The 22,967-nt window shown below is 32.4% G+C and carries 21 protein-coding genes; 11 read left to right on the forward strand and 10 right to left on the reverse strand.

Annotation, left to right across the window (positions count from 1 at the left end):
- The first annotated feature begins 3 nt into the window (after positions 1-3).
- Positions 4-459 (forward strand): thioredoxin-dependent thiol peroxidase, encoded by a 456-nt coding sequence (gene bcp / locus ACJBCC_RS10730; protein ID WP_407557166.1) that lies wholly within the window; start codon positions 4-6, stop codon positions 457-459.
- 73 nt (positions 460-532) lie between these two features.
- Entirely contained in the window at positions 533-931 is a 399-nt protein-coding gene (locus ACJBCC_RS10735; protein ID WP_299100462.1) for a hypothetical protein, read from the forward strand.
- A 73-nt stretch (positions 932-1,004) separates the two neighbouring features.
- Here ACJBCC_RS10735 and ACJBCC_RS10740 read toward each other — a convergent pair whose 3' ends face one another.
- Positions 1,005-2,459, reverse strand: coding sequence for a TonB-dependent receptor (locus tag ACJBCC_RS10740; RefSeq protein WP_299100460.1), 1,455 nt, complete (start codon positions 2,457-2,459; stop codon positions 1,005-1,007).
- Between the two features lie 89 nt (positions 2,460-2,548).
- Here ACJBCC_RS10740 and ACJBCC_RS10745 point away from each other — a divergent pair, with 89 nt between their 5' ends.
- A complete protein-coding gene (locus ACJBCC_RS10745; protein ID WP_299100458.1) occupies positions 2,549-3,310 on the forward strand; it encodes an MBL fold metallo-hydrolase in 762 nt (253 codons plus the stop codon).
- 2 nt (positions 3,311-3,312) lie between these two features.
- Entirely contained in the window at positions 3,313-3,819 is a 507-nt protein-coding gene (locus tag ACJBCC_RS10750) for a hydrolase (RefSeq protein WP_299100456.1), read from the forward strand.
- Between the two features lie 72 nt (positions 3,820-3,891).
- Here the strand turns inward: ACJBCC_RS10750 and ACJBCC_RS10755 are convergent, their stop codons facing one another.
- From ACJBCC_RS10755 to ACJBCC_RS10775, 5 genes are all read right to left on the reverse strand, one after another.
- Complete coding sequence (locus ACJBCC_RS10755; RefSeq protein ID WP_407557167.1) at positions 3,892-4,536, reverse strand: alpha/beta hydrolase; 645 nt, start codon at positions 4,534-4,536, stop codon at positions 3,892-3,894.
- A gap of 2 nt (positions 4,537-4,538) precedes the next feature.
- On the reverse strand, positions 4,539-4,871 hold the full coding sequence (locus tag ACJBCC_RS10760; RefSeq protein WP_299100454.1) for a hypothetical protein: 333 nt from the start codon (positions 4,869-4,871) through the stop codon (positions 4,539-4,541).
- A complete protein-coding gene (locus ACJBCC_RS10765) occupies positions 4,871-6,124 on the reverse strand; it encodes a dihydroorotase (protein ID WP_407557168.1) in 1,254 nt (417 codons plus the stop codon). Before ACJBCC_RS10765 ends, ACJBCC_RS10760 begins: the two co-directional genes overlap by 1 nt.
- Entirely contained in the window at positions 6,121-8,046 is a 1,926-nt protein-coding gene (locus ACJBCC_RS10770) for a BatA domain-containing protein (RefSeq protein ID WP_407557169.1), read from the reverse strand. The genes ACJBCC_RS10765 and ACJBCC_RS10770 overlap by 4 nt, the downstream gene beginning before the upstream one ends.
- A gap of 280 nt (positions 8,047-8,326) precedes the next feature.
- Complete coding sequence (locus ACJBCC_RS10775; protein ID WP_299100451.1) at positions 8,327-9,334, reverse strand: glycosyltransferase family 2 protein; 1,008 nt, start codon at positions 9,332-9,334, stop codon at positions 8,327-8,329.
- Positions 9,335-9,419: 85 nt separating this feature from the next.
- Here ACJBCC_RS10775 and ACJBCC_RS10780 point away from each other — a divergent pair, with 85 nt between their 5' ends.
- Positions 9,420-11,315 (forward strand): peptidase M61, encoded by a 1,896-nt coding sequence (locus ACJBCC_RS10780; protein ID WP_407557171.1) that lies wholly within the window; start codon positions 9,420-9,422, stop codon positions 11,313-11,315.
- Between the two features lie 75 nt (positions 11,316-11,390).
- On the opposite strand, the gene ACJBCC_RS10785 is transcribed toward ACJBCC_RS10780, so the two are convergent.
- The 4 genes from ACJBCC_RS10785 to ACJBCC_RS10800 all read right to left on the reverse strand — a co-directional run bounded on the left by ACJBCC_RS10785 (position 11,391) and on the right by ACJBCC_RS10800 (position 16,612).
- A complete protein-coding gene (locus ACJBCC_RS10785; RefSeq protein WP_299100449.1) occupies positions 11,391-12,161 on the reverse strand; it encodes a TIGR02757 family protein in 771 nt (256 codons plus the stop codon).
- 28 nt (positions 12,162-12,189) lie between these two features.
- Positions 12,190-13,230, reverse strand: a complete 1,041-nt coding sequence (locus ACJBCC_RS10790; protein ID WP_299100448.1) for a GMP reductase — start codon at positions 13,228-13,230, stop codon at positions 12,190-12,192.
- 94 nt (positions 13,231-13,324) lie between these two features.
- The gene (locus tag ACJBCC_RS10795; RefSeq protein WP_299100447.1) at positions 13,325-13,705 is read right to left on the reverse strand and encodes a RidA family protein; all 381 of its coding nucleotides are present in this window, start codon (positions 13,703-13,705) and stop codon (positions 13,325-13,327) included.
- A gap of 144 nt (positions 13,706-13,849) precedes the next feature.
- Positions 13,850-16,612, reverse strand: a complete 2,763-nt coding sequence (locus ACJBCC_RS10800; RefSeq protein WP_407557172.1) for a putative LPS assembly protein LptD — start codon at positions 16,610-16,612, stop codon at positions 13,850-13,852.
- A gap of 109 nt (positions 16,613-16,721) precedes the next feature.
- On the opposite strand from ACJBCC_RS10800, the gene ACJBCC_RS10805 reads away from it, so the two are divergent.
- The 6 genes from ACJBCC_RS10805 to serB all read left to right on the forward strand — a co-directional run bounded on the left by ACJBCC_RS10805 (position 16,722) and on the right by serB (position 22,902).
- Positions 16,722-17,837 carry an N-acetylmuramoyl-L-alanine amidase gene (locus ACJBCC_RS10805; protein WP_407557173.1) on the forward strand — a complete coding sequence of 372 codons (1,116 nt, stop codon included), beginning with the start codon at positions 16,722-16,724 and terminating at the stop codon, positions 17,835-17,837.
- 54 nt (positions 17,838-17,891) lie between these two features.
- Entirely contained in the window at positions 17,892-18,839 is a 948-nt protein-coding gene (locus ACJBCC_RS10810) for an MlaD family protein (RefSeq protein ID WP_407557174.1), read from the forward strand.
- Positions 18,840-18,852: 13 nt separating this feature from the next.
- Positions 18,853-20,169, forward strand: coding sequence for a 4Fe-4S dicluster domain-containing protein (locus ACJBCC_RS10815; RefSeq protein WP_407557175.1), 1,317 nt, complete (start codon positions 18,853-18,855; stop codon positions 20,167-20,169).
- A 106-nt stretch (positions 20,170-20,275) separates the two neighbouring features.
- Positions 20,276-21,058, forward strand: a complete 783-nt coding sequence (locus ACJBCC_RS10820; protein WP_299100439.1) for a (Fe-S)-binding protein — start codon at positions 20,276-20,278, stop codon at positions 21,056-21,058.
- 53 nt (positions 21,059-21,111) lie between these two features.
- Positions 21,112-21,597 (forward strand): ABC transporter ATPase, encoded by a 486-nt coding sequence (locus ACJBCC_RS10825; protein WP_407557176.1) that lies wholly within the window; start codon positions 21,112-21,114, stop codon positions 21,595-21,597.
- An 81-nt stretch (positions 21,598-21,678) separates the two neighbouring features.
- Positions 21,679-22,902 (forward strand): phosphoserine phosphatase SerB, encoded by a 1,224-nt coding sequence (gene serB / locus ACJBCC_RS10830; protein WP_299100437.1) that lies wholly within the window; start codon positions 21,679-21,681, stop codon positions 22,900-22,902.
- The last annotated feature ends 65 nt before the right edge of the window (positions 22,903-22,967 follow it).

The raw sequence follows: 22,967 nt of genomic DNA on the forward strand, positions 1-22,967 counted from the left end.
AATATGACACATTTAAAAGTAGGAGATAAGGCTCCAAATTTTACGGCATTAGATGAGCAAGGCAATTCTATTTCATTATCGGATTATAAAGGAAAGAAATTAGTGGTATTCTTTTACCCAAAAGCAAGTACACCTGGTTGTACTGCAGAGGCTTGTAATCTTAATGATAATTTTGAGCGTTTTCAGTCTTTAGGCTATGAAATTCTGGGCGTAAGTGCAGATAGTGCTAAACGTCAATCTAATTTTAAAAATAAATATGGATTTCAATATCCTTTATTAGCAGATGAAGACAAGGCTGTAATTGAGGCTTTTGGAGTTTGGGGACCTAAGAAATTTATGGGAAAAGAATATGATGGAATTCATAGAACAACTTTTGTAATTGATGAAAATGGTGTTTTAACAGATGTTATTTCTAAAGTTAAGACCAAGGCTCATGCTGAGCAGATTTTGGATGTTTAGATTTTTTTTTAAAATAATTGAAATATCAGCGCAACCTTTTGTAGTCTTTTGAATCTACTAAATAAATAGATATATGAGAAAATTAGTTTACACCTTATTGGCAATCATGGTTTTAGTGTCATGTAGTGATGATGATACAGAAGATGCAGATTTAATTGGGAATTGGAAACTGATAGAGATATTGGTAGATCCAGGAGATGGAAATGGAACTTTTCAAGATGTAGATAGTGAAAAAATGATTACTTTTTTAGGTGAAGATACGTTTACTAGTAATGGAAATATTTGTGAAATGACAGGTTCAATTGAGAATCCTTCTGAGGGTTTTTATTCTGAAACTGATTCGACTATTACACCTGTTGGATGCAGTGATTTGACGGTTATCTTAAATTTTAATTATGAGATTAATGGTAATACACTTAAGATATATTATCCATGTATAGAACCATGCATTGCTAAATACACTAAGCAATAATTTAAATAAAGCAAATAATAAAAAAAGCGTATTGAAATTTTCAATACGCTTTTTTTATTAATATTAATTTAGCTTAGTTTTTGTGTATAACCTCTTCAGATTCACAACCAAATAAGCTTTTCTCTTTAATTAGTTTTGCAACACCTTCTGGTAACATAGGTTCCCAACCATTATCATTATTTGCAATCATTTTAAGAACAGTTCTCGAGAATACGGTTAAATTAGATGTATCAAAATCAGCGATATCCACAACCTTTCCATTGTATTTAAAGAATTTGTATAATTCTTTCATACGTGGATGTACTTTAAGGTTTTCACTTGTAGTTAAACTACCATCCTTATTTTGCATAGGATATAGGTAAACGCGTAAATCTTTATAAAATAATTTACCGAAGGCTTCAAGAATACCACCACTTAAATGGCGATAATATTTTTCATCAAATATATCCACTAAATTATTTACACCCATTGCTAAGCCCATACGAGCTCTAGAATATTGAGAGAAATATTCCACTAATTTGTAATATTCTTGGAAATTGGAAATTAAAACAGTTTGACCTAATGAACATAGTAATTTTGCACGATCCATAAAATCTTGCTCGTCAATTTCTCCTTCTGCTCTTAAGTTAGATAGCGTAATTTCAAAGACAACTTGAGTTTTTTCTTTTTCAACCTTATTTTCTTTTACAAACATTTCTAGAGATTTTTCTAGCATGTCCATATTTACTTTAGTTACAGGTCTAAAACTTCCTCTAAGCGTTAAAATGTTCTTTTTATAAAGTACACGCGCAGGCAAAACGTTATTACCATCTGGCGCAAACATTACGGCATCTGTCATTCCGTTTTTAACCAGTTGTAAACTCATTAATCGGTTATCTACATCTTTAAAAACAGGACCTGAGAAATTAATGGTATCAATTTCTAGTTGATCTTTATCTAAATGATCGTATAAATATCGTAATAATTTACGTGGTTGATTGTATTTGTAGAACGCACCATAAATTAAGTTTGTACCTAATTTACCTAAAGTTTCTTGTTGTAAACGTGCATCTGTTTCTTTAAAACGAACATGTAAAATTATATCGTTGTACTCTTCATTTGGTCCAACTTGGTATTTAATACCAACCCAACCATGACCTTTGTATTTTTTTGCAAAATCAATCGTGGCTACTGTATTAGCGTAAGAGAAGAAAATTTTATTAGGATTGTTATCTCTAGTAATACGTTCTTCCATTAAACGTACTTCATGATTTAGCATTTTTCTAAGTCTGGCCTCAGTTACATAACGTTTATCATCTTCAATTCCATAAATGGCATCGCTAAAGTCTTTATCGTAAGCAGACATTGCCTTTGCAATAGTACCAGAAGCTCCACCTGCTCTAAAGAAATGACGCACGGTTTCTTGTCCTGCACCAATCTCAGAAAAGGTACCATAAATATCAGCATTAAGATTAATACGTAAGGCTTTGTCTTTTAGTGATGGAATATTTTCAATTAAAGCATCACCTTTATACGTTATTTCCTTCATAGAATTGGGATTACATCGTTTTCGCAAAGGTATTAATTTACTATTGCAAACAAAAAAATAAGTTTATTTTTGTTTTAAACCAATTTACATTGAAAATTACATTTTTAGGGACAGGCACATCACAAGGAATTCCTATCATAGGAAGTGATCATCCTGTTTGCTTAAGTGATAACCCAAAAGATAAGCGCTTACGTGTATCTGTTTTGGTAGAATGGGATAATTTCACATATGTTATTGATTGCGGACCAGATTTTAGGCAGCAAATGCTACGTGCTCAAGTAGCGAAAATCGATGGCGTTATTTTTACACACGAGCATGCAGATCATACAATGGGTTTAGATGATATTCGCCCTTTCTTTTTTAGACAAGGCGATATAGACTTATATGCGCATCAACGCGTTTTTGAATCCTTAGAAAAACGTTTTGATTATATTTTTACTACTGGTAAAAAATATCCTGGTGTACCAAGTGTTACAAAGCATTATGTAAAAAATGAGCCTTTCTTAGCGGGTAATATTAATGTTATGCCTATTGAAGGTTTGCATTATAAGCTTCAGGTTTTTGGTTATCGATTTCATAATTTTGCATACTTAACCGATATGAAAACGGTGAGTGATGAAGAAATGGAGAAACTTCAAAATTTAGAGGTTTTAGTGATTAATGCTCTACGCATTAAAGAACATATTTCACATTTTAACTTAGCGGAAGCCTTAGAGTTTATTGATAAAGTAAAACCTAAACGAGCTTATTTAACACATGTGAGTCATTATTTGGGTTTTCATGATGATGTACAACAAAACTTACCAAAAAACGTTTTTTTAGCTTACGATAACTTACAAATTTCAATATAGATATGAAGAATAAAATTTTAATGTATTTATTCATTTTCACTGTGCTTTTGCTCATTTTTCAATATGTAAATTCTAAAAACATATTAGATAAATATGAGGTAGATATTGTTAAAGTGAAATCGCAACTTAAAGAGAGTGAAGCGACCATTAAAGCGATGGAGGAGCAAAATTTTGAAATGAGTTATTTTAATATTGATGGCAATGAGGATGCATTGACATATTTTGAAGCACAAGGTTATGATACAGAGAAATTGATTCCTGCAATCATAGAGGGATTATATAATATGAATGACTACGAAGGTGATGACCATCCTATAGTGCCTTACGTTTCTATGACGGAATCTAAACTTTTAATTAATAAAATTAGAGTTTTAAATCACAAATGGATCATTGCTAATTTCACGGACGGCGAATTTTGGGGCGAAATTTTTGTGAGTTACGAGATTGATGAACAAAATCAGCTTAAATACAAATTGGTAGAGTATTTAATGTATCCATCAGTTAATTAGTTTCAGAGATTCAGAGTATACACTTATTGTAATTAGTGATTTATGTGCGTTTTCAAACCTAATTATTTCAGATTAAATATGGTTTTTTAACCAATCTTTTAAATCATAAAAATTCTGAGGTGCAACACCATGTCCTACAGGATATTCAGAATACACATGATTAACATCTAAAGCTTTTAAAAACACAGGCGCTTTCTGTGCCCAATCTACCGGAATGACTTGGTCTACGGAACCATGAGAACAGAAGAAGTTAAGATGAGAAACGTCTGCTTTATTTATTGATTTAGGTATAATATCTTCATTAACATAACCACTTAAAGCCACAATGTTTCTAATTTTATCAGGATACGTCAGTGCCACAGCATAGCTTAAAATAGTCCCTTGACTAAATCCTAATAAGGTTACATTTTTAGAATCCACAGCATAGGTATTACAAGCATAATCTATAAATTCGGCGATTTTATCCACTGACTCTTTAGCTTGTTCGTTATCACTCCATTTTCCTTTATCAGCATCAAAATTTATAGCATACCATGCATTTCCGTATGGTTGCATAGCGTAAGGTGCTCTTAAAGAAATTATCATTAATTCTTCTGACAATTCTGAAGCAAAAGAAAATAAATCATTTTCGTCACTTCCGTAACCATGGCACATAATTAAAAGTGGTGCGTTTTCTTTTAAAGAAGAAGGTCTTGTGATATAGTGTAGTTTAGACATAATTATTGACCAATGGATTTAAATACATTTTGAAACACATCTCCAATTAATGGAATTTTATTCATCTTTCCAGAAATAGCTCCTATTAAACCATAGAAATATAAAATTGAAAAGAAAATCCAAAAAGACATGCTTACCATCATGCTATCCATACTACTGACAAGAAAAGCAATAATCATATAAAGAATACCTAAGCCTAATCCTTGTCTTATATGAAATGCCGTAAACGGATTCTTTTTGTCTTGGTTCATAAAAAAGGCAATCAACGTACCAAATAAAGTTAAGTAAGCTACTAAACCTAAAGTTTTGCCTTCGTCTATTGTATTTTTATCCATTATTTTAATGCAATTTTATTGTTGGCAATAATGCCATATGTATTCCCTTTTAATTCAGTTCTTAAAAACATGCTATTCTTAGAGCGAGAGGTAATATCGCTTTTACAAAACTCATAAGAAGTATCTGGATTAAATAAAGTTAAATCGGCTAATTCGCCTTCGTTTATTGTAGTTTCAGCAACACCAAACCTCGATTTTCCTTGGGTTAAAAGACTAATTGTCTTCTTAGTTGTAAATAACGTTTGTAACGCTCCAAAAGCAGATTCTAAACCAATAGTTCCGTATTTAGCATAATCGAATTCTATCTTCTTGTCTTCAATATCAATTGGGTTATGGTCAGTAGTAACCATATCAATAGTGCCGTCTTTTAAACCTTCAACTAAGGCATCACAATCTGTTTGTGTTCTTAAAGGTGGCAATACTTTGTAGTTGGTGTCAAAACTATGTAAAACGTCATCTGTAAACATAAGGTTATGGACAGCCACACTGCAGGTTACATTTAACTTTTTAGCTTTCGCTGCTCGTATCAATTCTACTGATTTTGCTGTAGAAATTGTTGGTATGTGTAGTTTGCCTTCGGTATATTCTAACAAAAATAAATCTCTTGCGACTTGCAATTCTTCCGCTAAAGCCGGATTTCCTTTTAGACCTAATTTGGTACTATTAATATGTTCGTTGGCAACACCAAGACCAGAAATTTTAGATTCTTGAGGAAAAGAACATACTAAACCATCAAAATTACTCGCGTATTGCAATGCAATTTTCATTAAGTTAGGATTGCAAATTGGCTTTTGGTAATCGTAAAAAGCGACAGCGCCAGCATTAGTCATATCAAACAACTCCGCTAAATCTTCACTTTGGCTGCCTTGTGTCAAAGCACCAATAGGATAGAGGCTAACGGCATTATCTTGTGCTTTAGATTTTACAAACGTAATGTCTGCATAACTGTCAATTACAGGATTAGAATTGGCATTTAAGGCCACAGCAGTAAAACCAGAATTGGCAGCAGTTTTTAAACCGTTACTAATGATTTCGCGTTCTTCATAACCAGGTTCGCCGAAAGATACACTACTATCAAACCAACCTTGCGAAACATGCAAATTGTCTAGTTTAATTTCTTTGTAATTATTGGGATTGGATATGCGTTTTGAAATCTTGGAAATACGACCTTTTTCAATTAAAATATCAACCGTTTCATTGTGAAAATCACTTTTAGAATCAACGATGGTTGCAGATTTTATGAGTGCGTTCATTTAAGATATTTTAGAAGTAACATTTCAATTATTAGAAATATTAATGCAAAAATAACAAACCATTTCCATAACGCATTAATACTTGTGTCACTTTTTATATTATTAATTGTGGTTGCTAAACTCGTTTCTACATCTGTTTCAGTAAAAGCATTTAAATCGTAATAATTAAGGTTACTTTCTGCTCTGTTGTAATTAAAACTGAGGTTTTCGAGAACGTTTTCTTTGTTCTTAACGTTTAAAATTCCTGCTACATTTGGGAAATCGTCAGTTTCTATAACAACCGATTTACTATATGTTTTTTGAAGCGGAATTACAGAAGTTTCTTTAGCATCTAAAGTTAATATATCATCTTGTCCAATGGTTGTTTGAATAGCAATAGAATTGGGTTGGCCAATAGTGTAATACAATTGCGATAATTTTAAACTCTGTAAGCCTAAATTATACAACACAGGAATAATTAATTGTGAATTTTTAAAGTTTGAATTATCAGAATTTATTGCTGAAGAAAAAGCGTAAGTATTAATGTTTCCAACTAAAAAAGGCGAACCATTCTCGTAAGATAAAACGTTATTAGAATTTGAAGCAAAACTATATGATGTTTCAACCTTTGGATATTGAAAATTAGTCACTTTAGAGTAAAATGCATTAGCCAAAAGTGGATGATTATAATTGATGCTTGTTATCCGTTTTTTATTCGTATTTCGGTTAGAAAAAGCACTAATATTTAAGTTTTTAAGTGTTTGATTATAAGAATTTAAATCAATTTTACTTGAGGGAATAATTAATAATTTACCACCATCATTTCTAAACGCCATTAAGGCTGTTTTTAAAGCATTAGAAATGTTGTTTAATTCATTGAGAATAATAAGGTTTTGTTCAGGAATTAAATTAAAATTAAGTGCGTTTAATTTGAAACTTTTAAAGTCGAATTCATCTTCAGTATAAATCCGATTTAGAAACGAATCATCTGCAGTTTCGTTAATCGCTAAAACTTTAATTTTTGGTTTTGTATTAATATTAAAGAAGAAGGTGTTATCATATTGCAAACCTGCATCTTCAATTGTTATTTTACCATTAATGGCTTTATTGTTGGCAATTGTAAAAATGGTTTCTGCATCGTCATCTATAGACACTGCGCTTTTTGTAAGTAACACATCATCATTAAATAAAGAAATGGTAACGTTGTCAACTGGTTCCGCTTGGTTAGATAATTTTACGTTTAAATCTAAAGTTTCAGAAGTAGAATTAGAAACATAAACGCTGTCTATACTAATGTTGGAAACCAATGTCGATTTTGGTTGCACTAATTTTAGTTGAACCGTAGAATCTTTTTCAAAATTTAAAAGATTGCCTTTTTGCTGAAAATCAGACACCAAAACTAAATTCTTTGTTGAAGTACCTGTGTTAGAGAATAACTGTTTTCCTTTTAAATAAACCGCATCATAGTTAAGTTGGTTTGGTGAATATGTTAATTGAATTAAATCGTTTTTTAAGGCTTTAACGGTTGTGTTTCTAAAGGTTTTATCGTTAGTGAAAAGACTAATTTTTTCATCTTCTGGCAATGTATTTATAATATCTTGTATGGATGCATTAAGTAAGGTTCCGTTGCTGCCAGTGGCTTCCATACTAAAGGAATTGTCTAAGTAAATAACGGTTTCTTGAGTTTCATTAAACGCTTCTGTATTTGGTATATAAGGTTGTGCAAACGCAATGATAGCACAAGCTAAAAGTAGCATTCTCGTAAAAAGCGTAATCCATTTTTTTAACTGAGAACTTTTACGTGTTTGTAGCTTTACAGACTTTAAAAACTTAACATTGGTAAATTCAACTTTCTGAAAACGACGAAGCTGAAATAAATGTATAAGAATAGGAATAACCAGCAGAAAAAGTGCGTAAAGTAATTCGGGATTTTTAAACTGCATGCGTTGTTGTTATCTGTTTGTTTTTAAACTTTTGATGCTTTATTTTTCATTTGTTTACACCCCTAAAGTCCCCTCAAGGGGACAGTCTCACTATTGCGAATAAAAAAAACTGAAAGATTTTTTTTATTAATTGTCCCCTTGAGGGGACTTTAGAGGTGCGACGTTAGACCGTTGAAAATAGTATATTCTTACGAATAATTATGTTTCAAAAACCTAGCAGGTCGGCATTGTTCAAATATAAATAATCATTAGAGATAACCTCGTTCAGCTTCTGAGAAATTTAACAGAAAAAGTAATAATCAATCATCGATTGCATCTTTTGAGTTTCAAAATACTGAGTTATTTCTTCTTGTGCTTTGGTGTTGGCAACAGTTACAATACTTTGAGGGTTTTTAAGTTCAGCTAAATAATCAAAATTATAGAGCTCTTGGTCGTAAATATGTTTTCCTATTTTCTTTGGATTATCGCATATCCAATAAAACGGAATCTGTTGTGTCAATAATATTTTGGCTAAGGTTTTTCCTTTGTGTCCTGCGCCCCAAATGGCTAATGGTCTAGAGGCATCGTAATTCAATTCTAAAAAGTATTTCACTTTTAGGTCTAAAAAGGAATTCTCTGCATAATGCTCGTGGGTTCTTGAAGTTCTTGTACTGTAATCTCGCCAATGCAGTAATACTTTATTGCAAGGAATACAGGCGTATTTTGCCTTATAAAACCGGAATGCTAAATCGTAATCTTCAGGATAAATCTCAGAGTTAAATCCGTTACAAGCTTCAAAATCTTCTCTACTAAGCATCCAGCAAGGTGATGGAATGACACATTCTTTATAAATTTCAGAATAATTAGAACCTGTAATTGTCAGTTGATTCAGCCAAGTTTCATAACGCGCAAAACCATCACTAAGTCCGTCTGCTCTAAAATATTTAACTTGGCCAACGGCTAAATGTCCTTTGCCATGGGCTTCAAGATTAGCAACCATTGTTTCAAGTCGGATAGGTGTCATAATATCATCACTATCCATTCTGGTAATATAGCTGCCAGAACTATTAGAATAGGCCGTTTTTAAGGCTTCTATAATTCCTGAGTTATTATTCTTGTAAACTTTAAGTCTAGAATCTGTTTTAGTATAATTTTGGACTATTTTGTACGATTTATCATCGGAATTATCATCAATAAAAATAGCTTCCCAATTGTTGTAAGTCTGATGTAAAACGGACTGAATACACTCAGCAATAAAGGCTTCTGTGTTTTTAAAGGGAATTAAAATACTAACTAAAGGTTGTGACATATTGCGAATTTAACAAAACCTTTAGGTTTTTAATAGTAACACATTGTAGATTTGTGGGTCTTATAAAAAAATTAAAAATTTAAACATGAAGAATTATTTAGCCATACTTGGCTTAAGTGTTGTTTTGGTAGGTTGTGGATCTGCAAAACCAACGGTAGATGATTTAGCAATTAGCAATCCTATTGTTACAGTATTAGATTTAACAGCTGTAGATAATGATAGAGTACCTGTAACAATAAATCCAGGTCGTTTTACAACCGAAACAGTAACTTATAGATTACCAAGAGTGGTACAAGGAACCTATTCCGTTAGTGACTTTGGTAAGTATGTTGATGACTTTAAAGCTTTAGATTATGAAGGAAATGAGTTAACAGTAACTAAGGTAGATACTAATACTTGGACTATTGCAGATGCAACTAAATTAGATAAAATTCAATATTATGTAAACGATACATTTGATATTGAAACTACTGGTGGTATAGGAGGAGAGCAACCTTTTTCGCCAGCAGGTACTAATATTGAAGAAGAAAATTATGTTTTAAATCTTCATGGTTTTATAGGTTATTTTGATTCTTTAAAGAATAATCAATATGCTTTAGATGTAACAGGACCAGCAAATTTTGCTAGAACGTCTGCTTTAGAAGATAAAGGTGTAAAGTCTAGCGATAACGGAACGGTTATAACGAGTAGTTATTTTGCACAACGTTATTTTGATATAACAGACAACCCAATGATGTATGGAAAATTAGATGTTGAAGAATTTATGGTTGGCGATATTAAAATTGTTTTGAGTCTTTATTCGCCTACAGGAAAACATACTGCAGCAAGCTTAAAAGAAACAGTTTACAAAATGATGGAAGCTCAAAAGAGCTATTTAGGGGATGTAAACAGTACACCACGATATGATATTTATGTGTATTTGTCGCGAGGAGATGAAACGTCGCCAAAAGGTTTTGGAGCGTTAGAACATCATACATCTACAGTGGTTGTATTTAGTGAAAACAGTCCGTTAGAAGCTTTAAAAGCATCAATGATTGATGTTGTTGCACATGAGTTTTTTCATATTGTAACACCATTATCTGTGCATTCTGAAGATGTACATTACTTTGATTATAACAAACCTACATTTTCTAAGCATTTATGGATGTATGAAGGTGTAACAGAATATTTTGCACAACACTTTCAAGTATTTGAAGGATTAGTTGATGAGGCAACATTTTTTAACACAATGCAGTCTAAAATAAATATTTCTAGATCGCGTTTAGATGATGCTATGAGTTTTACCATTATGAGTGAAAACGTATTAGAGGAACCATACGCTGATCAGTATTACAATGTGTACATGAAAGGCGCATTAATAGGTATGTGTATTGATATTTTAATGCGAAAAGAAAGTGATGGAAACAGAAGTATGCTTTCTCTAATGAAAGAATTATCTGCAAAATATGGAAAAGAAAAGCCTTTTGAAGATGATAAATTGATTGCAGAAATTACGGCAATGACCTACCCAAGTGTTGGTGAATTTTTAAAAACGCATGTAGAAGGAGATGTGCCAATTAATTACGAAGAATTTTTTGCAATGGCAGGTTTAAAAATGGGAGCATCTCAAGTAGAAACGAACTATATTTTTGCAGGAGGCCAAAATGTGATCTTTGATGGAGATCAAGAAAAAGGTATCATTTTCTTTTCTCCAATGGTTGAGAAGAATTCGTTCTGGAAATCGCAAGGTGTTTTAGCTGGAGATGTAATTAAGAAAGTGAATGGAACTGATTTAACGTTAGCTAATGCGCAAGGTGTTATTGGTGGTATGTTTGGGTGGCAAGAAGGTCAAGAAATAACAATGGACTTAGAACGTGATGGAAAGCCAATTCTAATAAAAGCAACGTTAACCAAAGCGTATGCATCTGAGGAGAAATTGATGGATGATGAAAACGCAACTGAAAGTCAAAAAGCATTAAAATCAGCTTGGTTAAAGGGCTAATTTAAAATACTTCAATTCATAATAAAAAAAAGGGTTTCCAATGTGGAAACCTTTTTTTATACGCTGTTCTTAGATTTAAAAACCTTCAAAAACACCTAATCCAAAAAGAGCAAAATCATACTTAACGGGATCTTTTGGGTCTAATTGCCTCAATGATTTGTCTAATTCTGCTAAGGCTTTACCATCATTTTGCTTGCGATTTAATAGTCCTAATTTTCTAGCTACATTTCCAGAGTGTACATCTAAAGGACAACTTAATTGCGATGGTGAGAGTGAATTCCAAATTCCAAAATCTACACCTTTAGTATCCGCTCTAACCATCCAACGAAGAAACATGTTAATGCGTTTGGCTGCGGAGTTTTTAAAGGGGTCGCTAATGTGTTTTTTAGTACGTTCTAAATGTGGTTGTTCAAAAAACACATTTTTAAACTGATGAATACTATTTTGAAGAGAAGCTGTATCAGCATATTTTGCAAATAGAGCTTCTAAACCTTTATGTTGTTGATATATGTGTCTCAGGCTTTTTACAAACTGCATTAAATCATCACTATTAAACGTTCTGTGAACAAATCCATTAAATCGTTCTAAGTCCGAATCTTGATGCTGCATAACAAACTCAAAGGGGGAGTGGTCTAGCAATTCCATCATGCGATGTGCATTATTAATAATACTTTTTCTGTTTCCCCAAGCGATTGTAGCCGTTAAGAATGCAGAAATTTCTATATCTTCTTTTTTAGAAAATTGATGAGGAATCTGTATAGGATCACTATCAATAAATTTTGGACTGTTATAGAGAATAACTTTCTCGTCTAGAAAATCTTTTAAGTCTTGTTTTTTTAGTTTCAAGCGATATGTGTTTGTAAATAAGTCAAGTCTACTTATTGTAAACTTGGTTTTCTTGTTCTGCTACTCGAATAAAAGTAGTACGCTTAGTTAACTCCTTTAATCGCTCAGCACCAACATATGTGCAGGTACTTCTCAAGCCACCTAAAATGTCTTGCAAAGTGTTTTTTACATCACCTTTATACGGAACTTCAACAGTTTTCCCTTCACTAGCTCTATACTCAGCAACACCACCAACATACTTATCCATGGCTGTAGAAGAGCTCATCCCATAAAATTGTTTGTATTGTTTACCGTTACGCGTAATAACTTTACCACCACTTTGAGTATGGCCAGAAAACATACCACCAAGCATTACAAAATCTGCGCCTGCGCCAAATGCTTTAGCAACATCTCCAGGAGTAGCACAACCACCATCACTAATTATTTGTCCACCCAAACCATGCGCGGCATCTGCACATTCAATAATGGCAGACAATTGTGGATAACCAACGCCTGTTTTTACTCGCGTAGTACAGACACTGCCTGGGCCAATGCCTACTTTAACAATATCTGCACCTGAGAGAAGCAATTGCTCTACCATTTCACCAGTAACAACATTCCCTGCAATAATGACTTTATCTGGGTATAGTTTTCTTGTCTGTTGTACGAAATTTACAAAATGCTCTGAGTAACCATTGGCTACATCAATACATATAAATTTTAATTGAGGATTGCTTTCAAAAACGGCCTTTAATTTATTAGAATCTTCATTACCTGTACCAGTGCTAATGGCAATAAAATCTTCGAGTCCGTTTGGCGCATCAGAGAGAAAAGAGTTCCATTCTTCAACTGAATAGTGTTTATGAATTGCTGTAAATAATTTAAGTTTTGATAACTCTAAAGCCATTTCAAAAGTACCAACAGTATCCATATTGGCAGCCATGATTGGCACGCCTTTCCAATTCGCGGTACTGTTTAAAAATGTAAAATTACGTTCTAAAGTTACTTGTGATCTACTTTTTAATGTAGAACGTTTTGGACGAATCATTACATCCTTAAATCCTAATTTAATATCATGTTCTATACGCATGTTTGAAGCTAGTGTAAGGTTACTATCAAAAGTACAATTCTTTCAAATAAATACTTGCTTTATATAAGCAGAAGTGTTTTTGTTTTATTAACATTTACTTTATAGCAATCATGCTAATTTCAACATTTACAAATTTTGGTAAATTAGCAACTTCAACAGTTTCCCTAGCTGGTGCAGTGGCTTCATCAAAATACTTTCCGTAAACGTCATTGATTTGCTTAAAGTTATTCATATCACTAATAAATATAGATGATTTAATAACGTTTTCAAAGGTCATATCTGCAGCTTCTAAAACAGCTTTCATGTTTTCCATAACTTGTCTAGTCTCGGTTTTTATATCGTCAATTACAAGTTCCATTGTTTCAGGATGAAGCGCAATTTGACCCGAAGTGTATAATGTGTTTCCTGTTAAAACTGCTTGATTATATGGTCCTATTGGAGCTGGTGCTTTCGTTGTGTGAATTATTTTCTTCATGTTATTTCTCTCATAATAGAGCGTTTGATTACGTTAAACAATACATCAAATTTAATCTATTTTTTTTATAATAAACAGCGATATAAAAAGTCTATATTAAAATATGAAAAGGGTTGAATTAGAAAAATGATATTAGAAATCAGATTAATTTCCTACGCTACGGTCTGCACGTTTACGCTGATCATATTTTAAATCTGAAAGCATACTTGATTTTATACCAATAAAGAAATTCCAAGAACTACGATCACTAAATGGAATCCAAGAAAAATTCATTCGCCAGCTCATTAAATCTCGTTCAAAACGTAATTGTGTATAGGTAAATCCTTGATTTAAAAAGTCGTAACCAGAGGAGGCTCCGACACTCCAACGAGGTGATAAATCCACGTCTCCAGAAAACATAAGTGAATGCGAAGAAATAGCATTTTCACGACGTGTGTTGCCATAATTTGCGGAATATGCTAACCTCAAATTCCAAGGTATTTTGTAATTATAAAATTCATTATTATTTTCTTTTTCTTCTCCTTTATCGTCGTCAGAGAGTCGTTTGTCTGCGAAATCTTCAGCTCTTCCAAAAAGGTCATCATCTCGCCCTCCTGATCTCACGGACTCTCGAGATGATGACGAGTCTCTCTCTGTGTCTTTGCCTGAAAAACTATCATTAGAAAGCGTATAACTCATGGTTAGATTGGCCGATGTTAAACGAAATAAACTACCACCATTATTAATATTAAAAGTATTTACAACATTGTTATTGCTATCTAAGGCGTAGGGATTTAAAGTCATCCCAAAGTTAATGTTCATTTTGTTATTCAAAATCTGTGTTCCGCCACTCACTCTTACAGGGCTTATATTAAGTGAATCGGCTGCCAGATCATAAGCAGTAGAAAAATTAAGGTTATTTAGAATAAAAACTTTCTCAGGTTCTGTTTTTGTGGAATCTTTAGATTTAATCTTAGCTTCAAGGTTATTACCTATTGATAAGCCTACACTACTAGAGTAGCGATTACTAGGATTTCCGTAAAGTGAATTTTCAAAACGTGTATATTCTACTGAAGTTGTTCCATCAGCATCAACGACATCATACGTCTCATAATACTGATCAAAGGCTGGTGTAATGGAATAACTTAGAGATGGTCTTACTACATGTCTTATGGCTTGTATTTTTGGGTCTTTGCCTTCTTTTTCAAAATTGTACATTCCGTAAACGGTAGTACCAATGCTAGCACCAAAATTATAAGTTAAAAAACGATCAAAACCATTTTGATTTATCGTAACAACTTCTTCGTTTGTCTGGTCGTAATATTTGCTAACGGTTTTAAGCGTCCAGTTTTCTTCTAAATTAGCATTAGCACTCACACTAAAGTAATCAAAAACTTTAAAATTAGTGGTTATTGGTAAGCTATGTTTCATACCAACTTTAGCATCATCAAACATTTCACTTTTACCAAAAATACTGTCATTAGTACTTATAGAATATTCACCTCTAGACGTAACTTGGAAATTAACATTTTGAATAATTCCTTTCTTAGAACCAGTCTTTGGTGCAAATGGATAAATTCTTCCTACAGAGGTTTGTAAGGTTGGTAACGTTAAATTTATATCTCCAGTATTTGTATTTTGACTATGCGATGCTGTTAAGCTTAAATTAACTTGTGGTTCACCCACAAAAGTTTTTGAGTAAGAAACAGAAGAGGCAAGTGTATTGTTTAAAAAGTTAGATTGATTTAACTGATTTACAGATTCTTGATAATACGTGCTACTTCCTAAGTTAACCGAAGCAGAAAAACGAGCATTAGGATTGGCTTTTGCGTCTTGGCTGTGCGACCATCTCAAGTTATAGATAGTGCTTTGACTAAAGTCTGAAAATCCACGTTCGCTGTCTAATAAATTTTCGTATCTAAAGCTTATGTTTCCTCGGTATCTATAACGATTTGCGTAATTGTTTTCTACTCGCAATCCGTAACTACCATTGGTATAATAATCTCCTAAAACAGCTAAATCTAAATGGTCGCTAATTGCAAAATAATAACCGCCGTTTTGAATAAAATAACCTCTGTCACTACCTGTATCTTCTCCAAAGGAAGGGAATATAATTCCAGATGTTTGCTTTTGAGTCATAGGAAAGAAGGCAAACGGCAATGCAATAGGCGTTGGCACACCATAGATTTCCATATATGTTGGTCCTACAATAACTTTTTTGTTAGGGACTAATTTCATCTTCGACGTGACAAATTGGTATTCCGGATCTTCTTCATCCTCAGCAGTTGTAAATCGTCCTCTTTTCATAAAGTAAACAGAATCGTTCTCCTTTTTAGTAATAGGAGAATAGACTTTAAAGCCTTGTTGTTCTGTTCTAGAATTAAATACTAGCGCTTTTTTTGTTTCTGTGTTGAAAACAATAGAATCTGGTTCTATGACATTAGCACCTTGCGTAAAAACCGGTCGTTGAGAATAACCAGTCGAATCTTTTATTCGGCCTGCATAGACTAAATTTTTACTGTAATCAATTTCTATGACACCAGCTTTAATTTCCATGTCTTCATAAAGCACTTCGGCTTCATTGTACATATAAATTTTCTGTGTCCTTTGATTCATAGAAACATAATCGGCAGCTCTATATTTTACAATACCTGTTAAAAACTCTTTCTTTTTTAAAGAGTCATTTTCTGTGCTGTCAGTTTCAGTTGAGTTTACAGGGAGTTTAGCGATATCACTTATACCTATTGTAGTTGTATCCTTCGGTTTTTCTGCCGGAATTGAAGCCTTAGGTTTAGGTAATTCTTGGGCGAAGCTCAAAGTGTTCATAAACACTGTAAAACTCAGGGAAAAAAGTATGTATAATCTATTTGTACGCAATCCTTTTAGATGTATTTTTGTAAAAGTATGGCTCGGTTTTTGAAACGCCAAAAGTACAGTTATTTTTTTGTGATTGATTTATTAAAATCATAAAGTTGAAAAATACGCTGTTACAGTTAAAAACATGTAATAAACCGAGTATATAAATCGTTAATAAAATATGCAAACGAAGCAAAATCACTTAATAGTATTCTTACTACTTTTATTTATAAGTTCTTTAACATCTTATAGTCAATTGCATGCGCAAGACGATAAGTTTGTGGTGGTGTTAGATGCTGGTCATGGTGGTCATGATTCTGGTAATGTTGGTAATGGTCATAGCGAAAAAGATATAGCGCTTAAAGTAACTTTAGAGGTTGGTAAATCTTTGGCTAAGAACCCAGATATAAAGGTAATTTATACACGTAAAACAGATGTGTTTGTAGAACTACACGAGCGCGCTAATATTGCCAATAAAGCAGATGCAGATTTATTTGTTTCTATCCATTGTAATGCGCATAGCTCACAAGCCAGTGGAACAGAAACATTTGTATTAGGAGAAAAAAATACAAATAGAAATTTTGAAGTAGCAAAGCGTGAAAATGAAGTGATCTTCTTAGAAGAGAATTTTGAAGAGCATTATGAAGGTTTTGATCCTAATTCCATTGAATCAGGTATTGCCCTTACTATTGAGCAAGAAATTTATGTGGAACAGAGTATTATTTTAGCAAGAAAGATTGAAGATAATTTTATAGGTAAAGCAAAACGAAAAAGTAGAGGATTAAAACAAGCTAGCTTACTAGTTATTAGAAATACATATATGCCAAGTGTTTTGGTAGAAGTTGGTTTTTTAACGAATAAAAAGGAAGGAAGTTACTTAAATACAAAAGCTGGTCAAACAAAAATGGCGAGTGCTATAAAAACGGCTATTATAGATTATAAAGAAGAACTCGATTTAAATGTTGGAAGTCACTTGTCCATTGCAAATAAGGAAGTCACTACGCCAACTGAAGAAGAAACTCCTCAAATTATTGAAGGCATTACGTTTAAAGTTCAAATTGCAGCGAGTTCAAAACAATTAGAACCAAAATCATATAATTTTAAAGGCTTAAGTGAAATAACTAGAGATAAAGCAGGCAATATCTTTAAATATTATAGTGGTAAAACTTCAGACTATAATGAGATTCAAAATTTGCTAAACAAAGCAAGAAAAGAATATTCAGGTGCATTTATTGTTGCTTTTAAAGCAGGTAAAAGGATTAGCATGACCGAAGCATTGAAATCTGCTAGTAATTAAGAATATTATTAATATATTTATTCCTAATTTTGTTTTAAACCAAAGAATAGCCCATTGAAAATTTCAAGAGAAGTTAAAACAGCTATACTAGTCATTGCTGGTATCGCTTTTTGCATTTATTTATTTACCTATCTTAAAGGTGAAGATTTATTTGGACGTACTAACACCTACTACACAGAATTCGATTATAACTCATTATCTATGGCTTCGCCAGTAACCGTAAAGGGTAATAAAATAGGTAAAATAGAAAGTATTCAATATGATTTTGAATCGGGTAAAACTAAAGTTGCATTTAACGTTACACCAGAATTAAAATTCTCTAAAAATAGTATTGTAAGATTATATCAAGATGGTTTAATGGGAGGTAATGGTTTAGCTATTGTAGATGCAAATGATGGCAATATAGCTAAAGATGGGGATTTTATTAAATCTGAAATTAAGCCTGGAATGATTTCTTCTTTAGAAAAGAATTTTTCTGGAATTAGTGAAGATTTAGGATCTACATTACGTGCTTCAGATACATTGTTAACTAATATTAATGCTTTAGTTGAAGATGATTCTGATAACGGATTAAAACAAACTATAGCCGAATTAAATTCTACGCTTAAAACATTTAAAAATCTTGCTTCATCAGCCAATAGTTTGATCAAGCAGAATGATGAAAAAATAGCTTCAATGCTAGCAAATTTTGAGAAATCTAGCTCAGAATTAGCAGAATTAACAAAAGGATTAAATGAGGCTAATCTTGCACAATCTATTAAGAATTTAGATGATATGGTTTTAAAATTCAACCAATTAGCATCTGGATTAGAAGCTGGCAAAGGTTCAATGGGCAAGTTGTTGAAAGATGAAAAACTATACAATAATCTTGAAAGCGCTACTAAAGAATTAGAACTTCTAATATTGGATATAAAATTACACCCAGCGCGTTACAGACGTATTTTGTCTAAAAAAGAAATCCCTTACGAGAAACCTACAGAAGCTCAATTAAACAACAATTAGATTATCCAACTCTATGGAATACTTACCAAATATAATTTTTGCAATATTATTAATTGCAGGTATTGGTTATTTTGCTAATAATGTAAAAAAACTAATTCGTAATATTAAATTAGGTCACAAAGTCAATGCAGATGACAATAAATCCGAACGTTGGAAAAACGTTGTAAATATTGCATTAGGACAAAGTAAATTAATAAAACGACCAGTTTCAGGCTTTCTACATGCTATTGTATACGTAGGTTTTGTGGTTATTAATATGGAAGTTCTCGAAATTATTATCGATGGACTTTTTGGAACACATCGTATTGGTCAAGAGTATTTGCCAGCTTTATTATATGGTTTTTTAATTGGTTCATTCGAGGTTTTAGCTGTAATGGTTTTGGTATCTGTCATTATATTCTGGATCAGAAGAAATGTGATTAAAATTAAACGTTTCTTAAGTTCAGAAATGAAAGGATGGCCAAAGAGTGATGGTAACATTATACTTTATTTTGAAGTTGTTTTAATGTGTTTGTTTCTACTGATGAATGCAACAGATACAAGTTTTCAAGCTTCAAACTCTGGAAATATAATTACGCAATTCATAGCACCTTGGTTTAGGGGATTTGAGCTAGAAACTTTACACACCATAGAAAGAATTGCATGGTGGATTCATATTGTAGGTATACTAATTTTCTTAAACTATTTATATTTTTCTAAACACTTACATATCCTTTTAGCATTTCCTAATGTATATTATGGAAGTGTTGAACCAAAAGGAAAATTCAATAATCTTGAAGCTGTAACTGCAGAAGTAAAATTAATGATGGATCCTGACGCAGATCCTTATGCCGCACCTCCAGAAACGGCAGAGGATGAAGTGCCAGCTAAATTTGGAGCAAGTGATGTTATGGATTTAACACAAGTGCAATTACTTAATGCATACACTTGTACTGAGTGTGGTCGTTGTACGTCGGCATGTCCTGCGAATCTTACAGGCAAGAAATTGTCGCCTCGTAAAATTATGATGGATACTAGAGATCGTCTAGAAGAAGTTGGTAAAAACATAGACCTTAATAAAGGTAAGTTTGTAGATGACGGTAAACAACTTTTAGGAGATTATATTACAAACGAAGAACTTTGGGCATGTACAACTTGTAATGCCTGTGTAGAAGAATGTCCTGTAAGCATCAATCCATTATCTATTATTATGGATATGCGTCGTTATTTAGTAATGGAGCAAAGTGCTGCACCAATGGAATTAAATAACATGATGACTAATATAGAAAACAACGGAGCACCTTGGCCTTATAACCAAATGGATCGTTTAAATTGGAAAGACGAAAACTAATTAGAAAGTTTAAAGTTATACTGTTATAAAGTTGAAGGATTATAAAAGTGGAAAAGTTGATATAAAAATTTTAAAGCTTTTGAACTTTTAACAAAAATCAAATAGAATGAGCGAGCAACTAAAAGTGCCTACTATGGCAGATATGATGGCAGAAGGTAAGCAACCAGAAATTTTATTTTGGGTTGGCTCTGCTGGAAGTTATGATGATAGAGCAAAGAAAATTACAAAAGCATTTGTCAAGATTTTAAACAAAGCAAATGTAGATTTTGCAGTTTTAGGAACAGAAGAAAGTAATACAGGTGATGTTGCAAAACGTGCTGGTAATGAGTTCCTGTTTCAGATGCAAGCCGTTATGAATATTGAAGTTTTAAATGCTTACGAAGTAAAACGCATTGTAACCTGCGATCCGCATTCTTTTAATTGTTTAAAAAACGAGTATCCAAATCTTGGTGGTAATTATGATGTAATTCATCATACACAATATATAGAAGAATTAATATCTGCAGGTCGTTTAACTTTAGATGGAAACACTTTCAAAGGAAAGCGAATTACGTTCCATGATCCATGTTATTTAGGTCGAGCAAACAGTGTTTATGACGCACCTAGAGATGTTCTTAAAAAAACAAATGCGACTTTAGTAGAAATGAAACGTCACAAAGGAACTGCACTATGTTGTGGAGCAGGAGGAGCACAAATGTTTAAAGATGCAGAACCAGGAAATAAGGAAATCAATATTCTTAGAACTGAAGATGCTTTAGAAACACAGCCAGAAATTATTGCCACAGGTTGTCCGTATTGTAACACAATGATGACAGATGGTGTAAAGTTCAAAGAAAAAGAAGCAGATATTAAAGTAATGGATATTGCTGAGTTGATTGCGGAAGCTTAAGATTATTGTACTAAAATTCAATTTATCAAAACCCTCAAATCTTAAAAAATTTTATGTTAGTCGATTTTAACACTTTACCAGAAGAATCAAGAGTTTGGATTTACCAATGTAACCGTTCGTTTTCAGATGATGAACAAGTGCAACTTAAATCGCAATTAGACACATTCATTGAAGCATGGACTGCTCATGGAAAAGATTTAAAAGCAGGTTATAAAATAGTTTATAAGCGATTTATAGTAATTGCTATGGATCAGAGTTTAAATAGTGCAACAGGTTGTTCTATTGATTCTTCCGTAAGTTTTATACAACAGTTAGAACAACAGTATAAAGTTGATTTAATGGATAAAATGAATGTATCTTATAAACAAGGTGAATTTATAGCTTACAAGCCATTGGTAGATTTTAAAAAAATGGCACAACAAAAGGCAGTATCAAAAAACACTATTGTATTTAATAACTTAGTAACAAACATCGCTGAGTTTAATGAAAATTGGGAAGTACCTGCTAGTGAGAGTTGGCATAACCGATTTATTAAATAACACTTCGTCTAAAAAACTTTCATATTTAAAATAGAATAGTCATTTTTACGGTGACTATCAACCAACAACAAATTTTACGAAGTGGCTACAGACATTTTTTTATTAAATATTTCAGGACAAGATAAACCAGGATTAACATCATCATTAACTAGTGTTTTGGCTGAATATGATGCCAAAGTTTTAGATATTGGTCAGGCGAATATTCACGATACCTTATCCTTAGGTATTATGTTTGAAATAAAATCAGGTAAAAAATCTGCTGCAGTTCTCAAAGATTTGCTATTTAAAGCTTATGAATTAGGCATTAAAGCAAAGTTTAAACCAATTTCATTAGAAGATTATGAAAATTGGGTAAGTCTTCAAGGTAAAGATCGTTATATCGTTACTATTTTGGGAGAAAAATTAGCTGCAGAACAAATATCTGAAGTGACAAAAGTAATTTCAGAAAAGAACTTAAACATCGATTCTATTAAACGTTTAACAGGTCGTTTGTCACTTGTAAAAAAAGCAGAATACCCAAGAGCATCTATACAACTTTCTATTAGAGGAAAAATAAGTGATAAAACGGAGTTTACTTCAAAGTTTATGGAAATTTCTAAGGAATTAGATGTGGATATTGCTTTTCAAGAAGATTCAATGTTTAGACGTAATAGACGTTTGGTTTGTTTTGATATGGATTCAACGTTAATTCAAACAGAAGTTATTGATGAGCTTGCAGAATTAGCTGGTGTTGGCGATGAAGTAAAAGCTATTACAGAATCTGCAATGCAAGGTGAAATCAATTTTAATGAAAGTTTTAAAAGACGAATGAAACTTTTAGAAGGGTTGAGTGAATCAGTTTTACAAGAAGTTGCAGAACGTTTACCAATTACAAAAGGCGCAAAACGATTAATAGATACACTTCACAATTATGGTTATAAAACAGCTATATTATCTGGTGGATTTACTTATTTTGGTCATTACCTTCAGAAAAAATTAGATATTGATTATGTATTTGCTAACCAATTAGAAATTAAAGATGGTGCCTTAACAGGTGGTTATATTGGAGATATCGTAGACGGAAGCAAAAAGGCCGAATATTTACAATTACTCGCAGACGAAATGCAAATAGATATTGCGCAGACTATTGCAGTTGGTGATGGTGCAAATGACTTACAAATGCTTAATCTAGCAGGTTTAGGTATTGCTTTTCATGCCAAACCAAAAGTAAAGGACAATGCCCAGAGTTCAATATCTAGTATAGGATTAGATGGTGTATTATATTTATTAGGATACCATGATCGTCATATCGATTTACTCTCATAATTGTTAATTACCTCGTTTATAAAAGTATCTTAAAGTCTTTATACTTCCTTTAAAATATGCTAATT

This window comes from Winogradskyella sp. 4-2091 (genome assembly GCF_045765065.1).
Taxonomy (GTDB): domain Bacteria; phylum Bacteroidota; class Bacteroidia; order Flavobacteriales; family Flavobacteriaceae; genus Winogradskyella.

Coding starts and splice junctions, on each gene's coding strand:
- ACJBCC_RS10820 (WP_299100439.1), top strand. CDS start 20,276: ATGAGCGAGCAACTAAAAGTGCCTACTATGGCAGATATGATGGCAGAA.
- bcp (WP_407557166.1), top strand. CDS start 4: ATGACACATTTAAAAGTAGGAGATAAGGCTCCAAATTTTACGGCATTA.
- ACJBCC_RS10825 (WP_407557176.1), top strand. CDS start 21,112: ATGTTAGTCGATTTTAACACTTTACCAGAAGAATCAAGAGTTTGGATT.
- ACJBCC_RS10760 (WP_299100454.1), bottom strand. CDS start 4,871: ATGGATAAAAATACAATAGACGAAGGCAAAACTTTAGGTTTAGTAGCT.
- ACJBCC_RS10770 (WP_407557169.1), bottom strand. CDS start 8,046: ATGCAGTTTAAAAATCCCGAATTACTTTACGCACTTTTTCTGCTGGTT.
- ACJBCC_RS10790 (WP_299100448.1), bottom strand. CDS start 13,230: ATGCGTATAGAACATGATATTAAATTAGGATTTAAGGATGTAATGATT.
- ACJBCC_RS10780 (WP_407557171.1), top strand. CDS start 9,420: ATGAAGAATTATTTAGCCATACTTGGCTTAAGTGTTGTTTTGGTAGGT.
- ACJBCC_RS10735 (WP_299100462.1), top strand. CDS start 533: ATGAGAAAATTAGTTTACACCTTATTGGCAATCATGGTTTTAGTGTCA.
- ACJBCC_RS10805 (WP_407557173.1), top strand. CDS start 16,722: ATGCAAACGAAGCAAAATCACTTAATAGTATTCTTACTACTTTTATTT.
- ACJBCC_RS10765 (WP_407557168.1), bottom strand. CDS start 6,124: ATGAACGCACTCATAAAATCTGCAACCATCGTTGATTCTAAAAGTGAT.
- ACJBCC_RS10750 (WP_299100456.1), top strand. CDS start 3,313: ATGAAGAATAAAATTTTAATGTATTTATTCATTTTCACTGTGCTTTTG.
- ACJBCC_RS10795 (WP_299100447.1), bottom strand. CDS start 13,705: ATGAAGAAAATAATTCACACAACGAAAGCACCAGCTCCAATAGGACCA.
- ACJBCC_RS10775 (WP_299100451.1), bottom strand. CDS start 9,334: ATGTCACAACCTTTAGTTAGTATTTTAATTCCCTTTAAAAACACAGAA.
- ACJBCC_RS10815 (WP_407557175.1), top strand. CDS start 18,853: ATGGAATACTTACCAAATATAATTTTTGCAATATTATTAATTGCAGGT.
- ACJBCC_RS10740 (WP_299100460.1), bottom strand. CDS start 2,459: ATGAAGGAAATAACGTATAAAGGTGATGCTTTAATTGAAAATATTCCA.
- ACJBCC_RS10755 (WP_407557167.1), bottom strand. CDS start 4,536: ATGTCTAAACTACACTATATCACAAGACCTTCTTCTTTAAAAGAAAAC.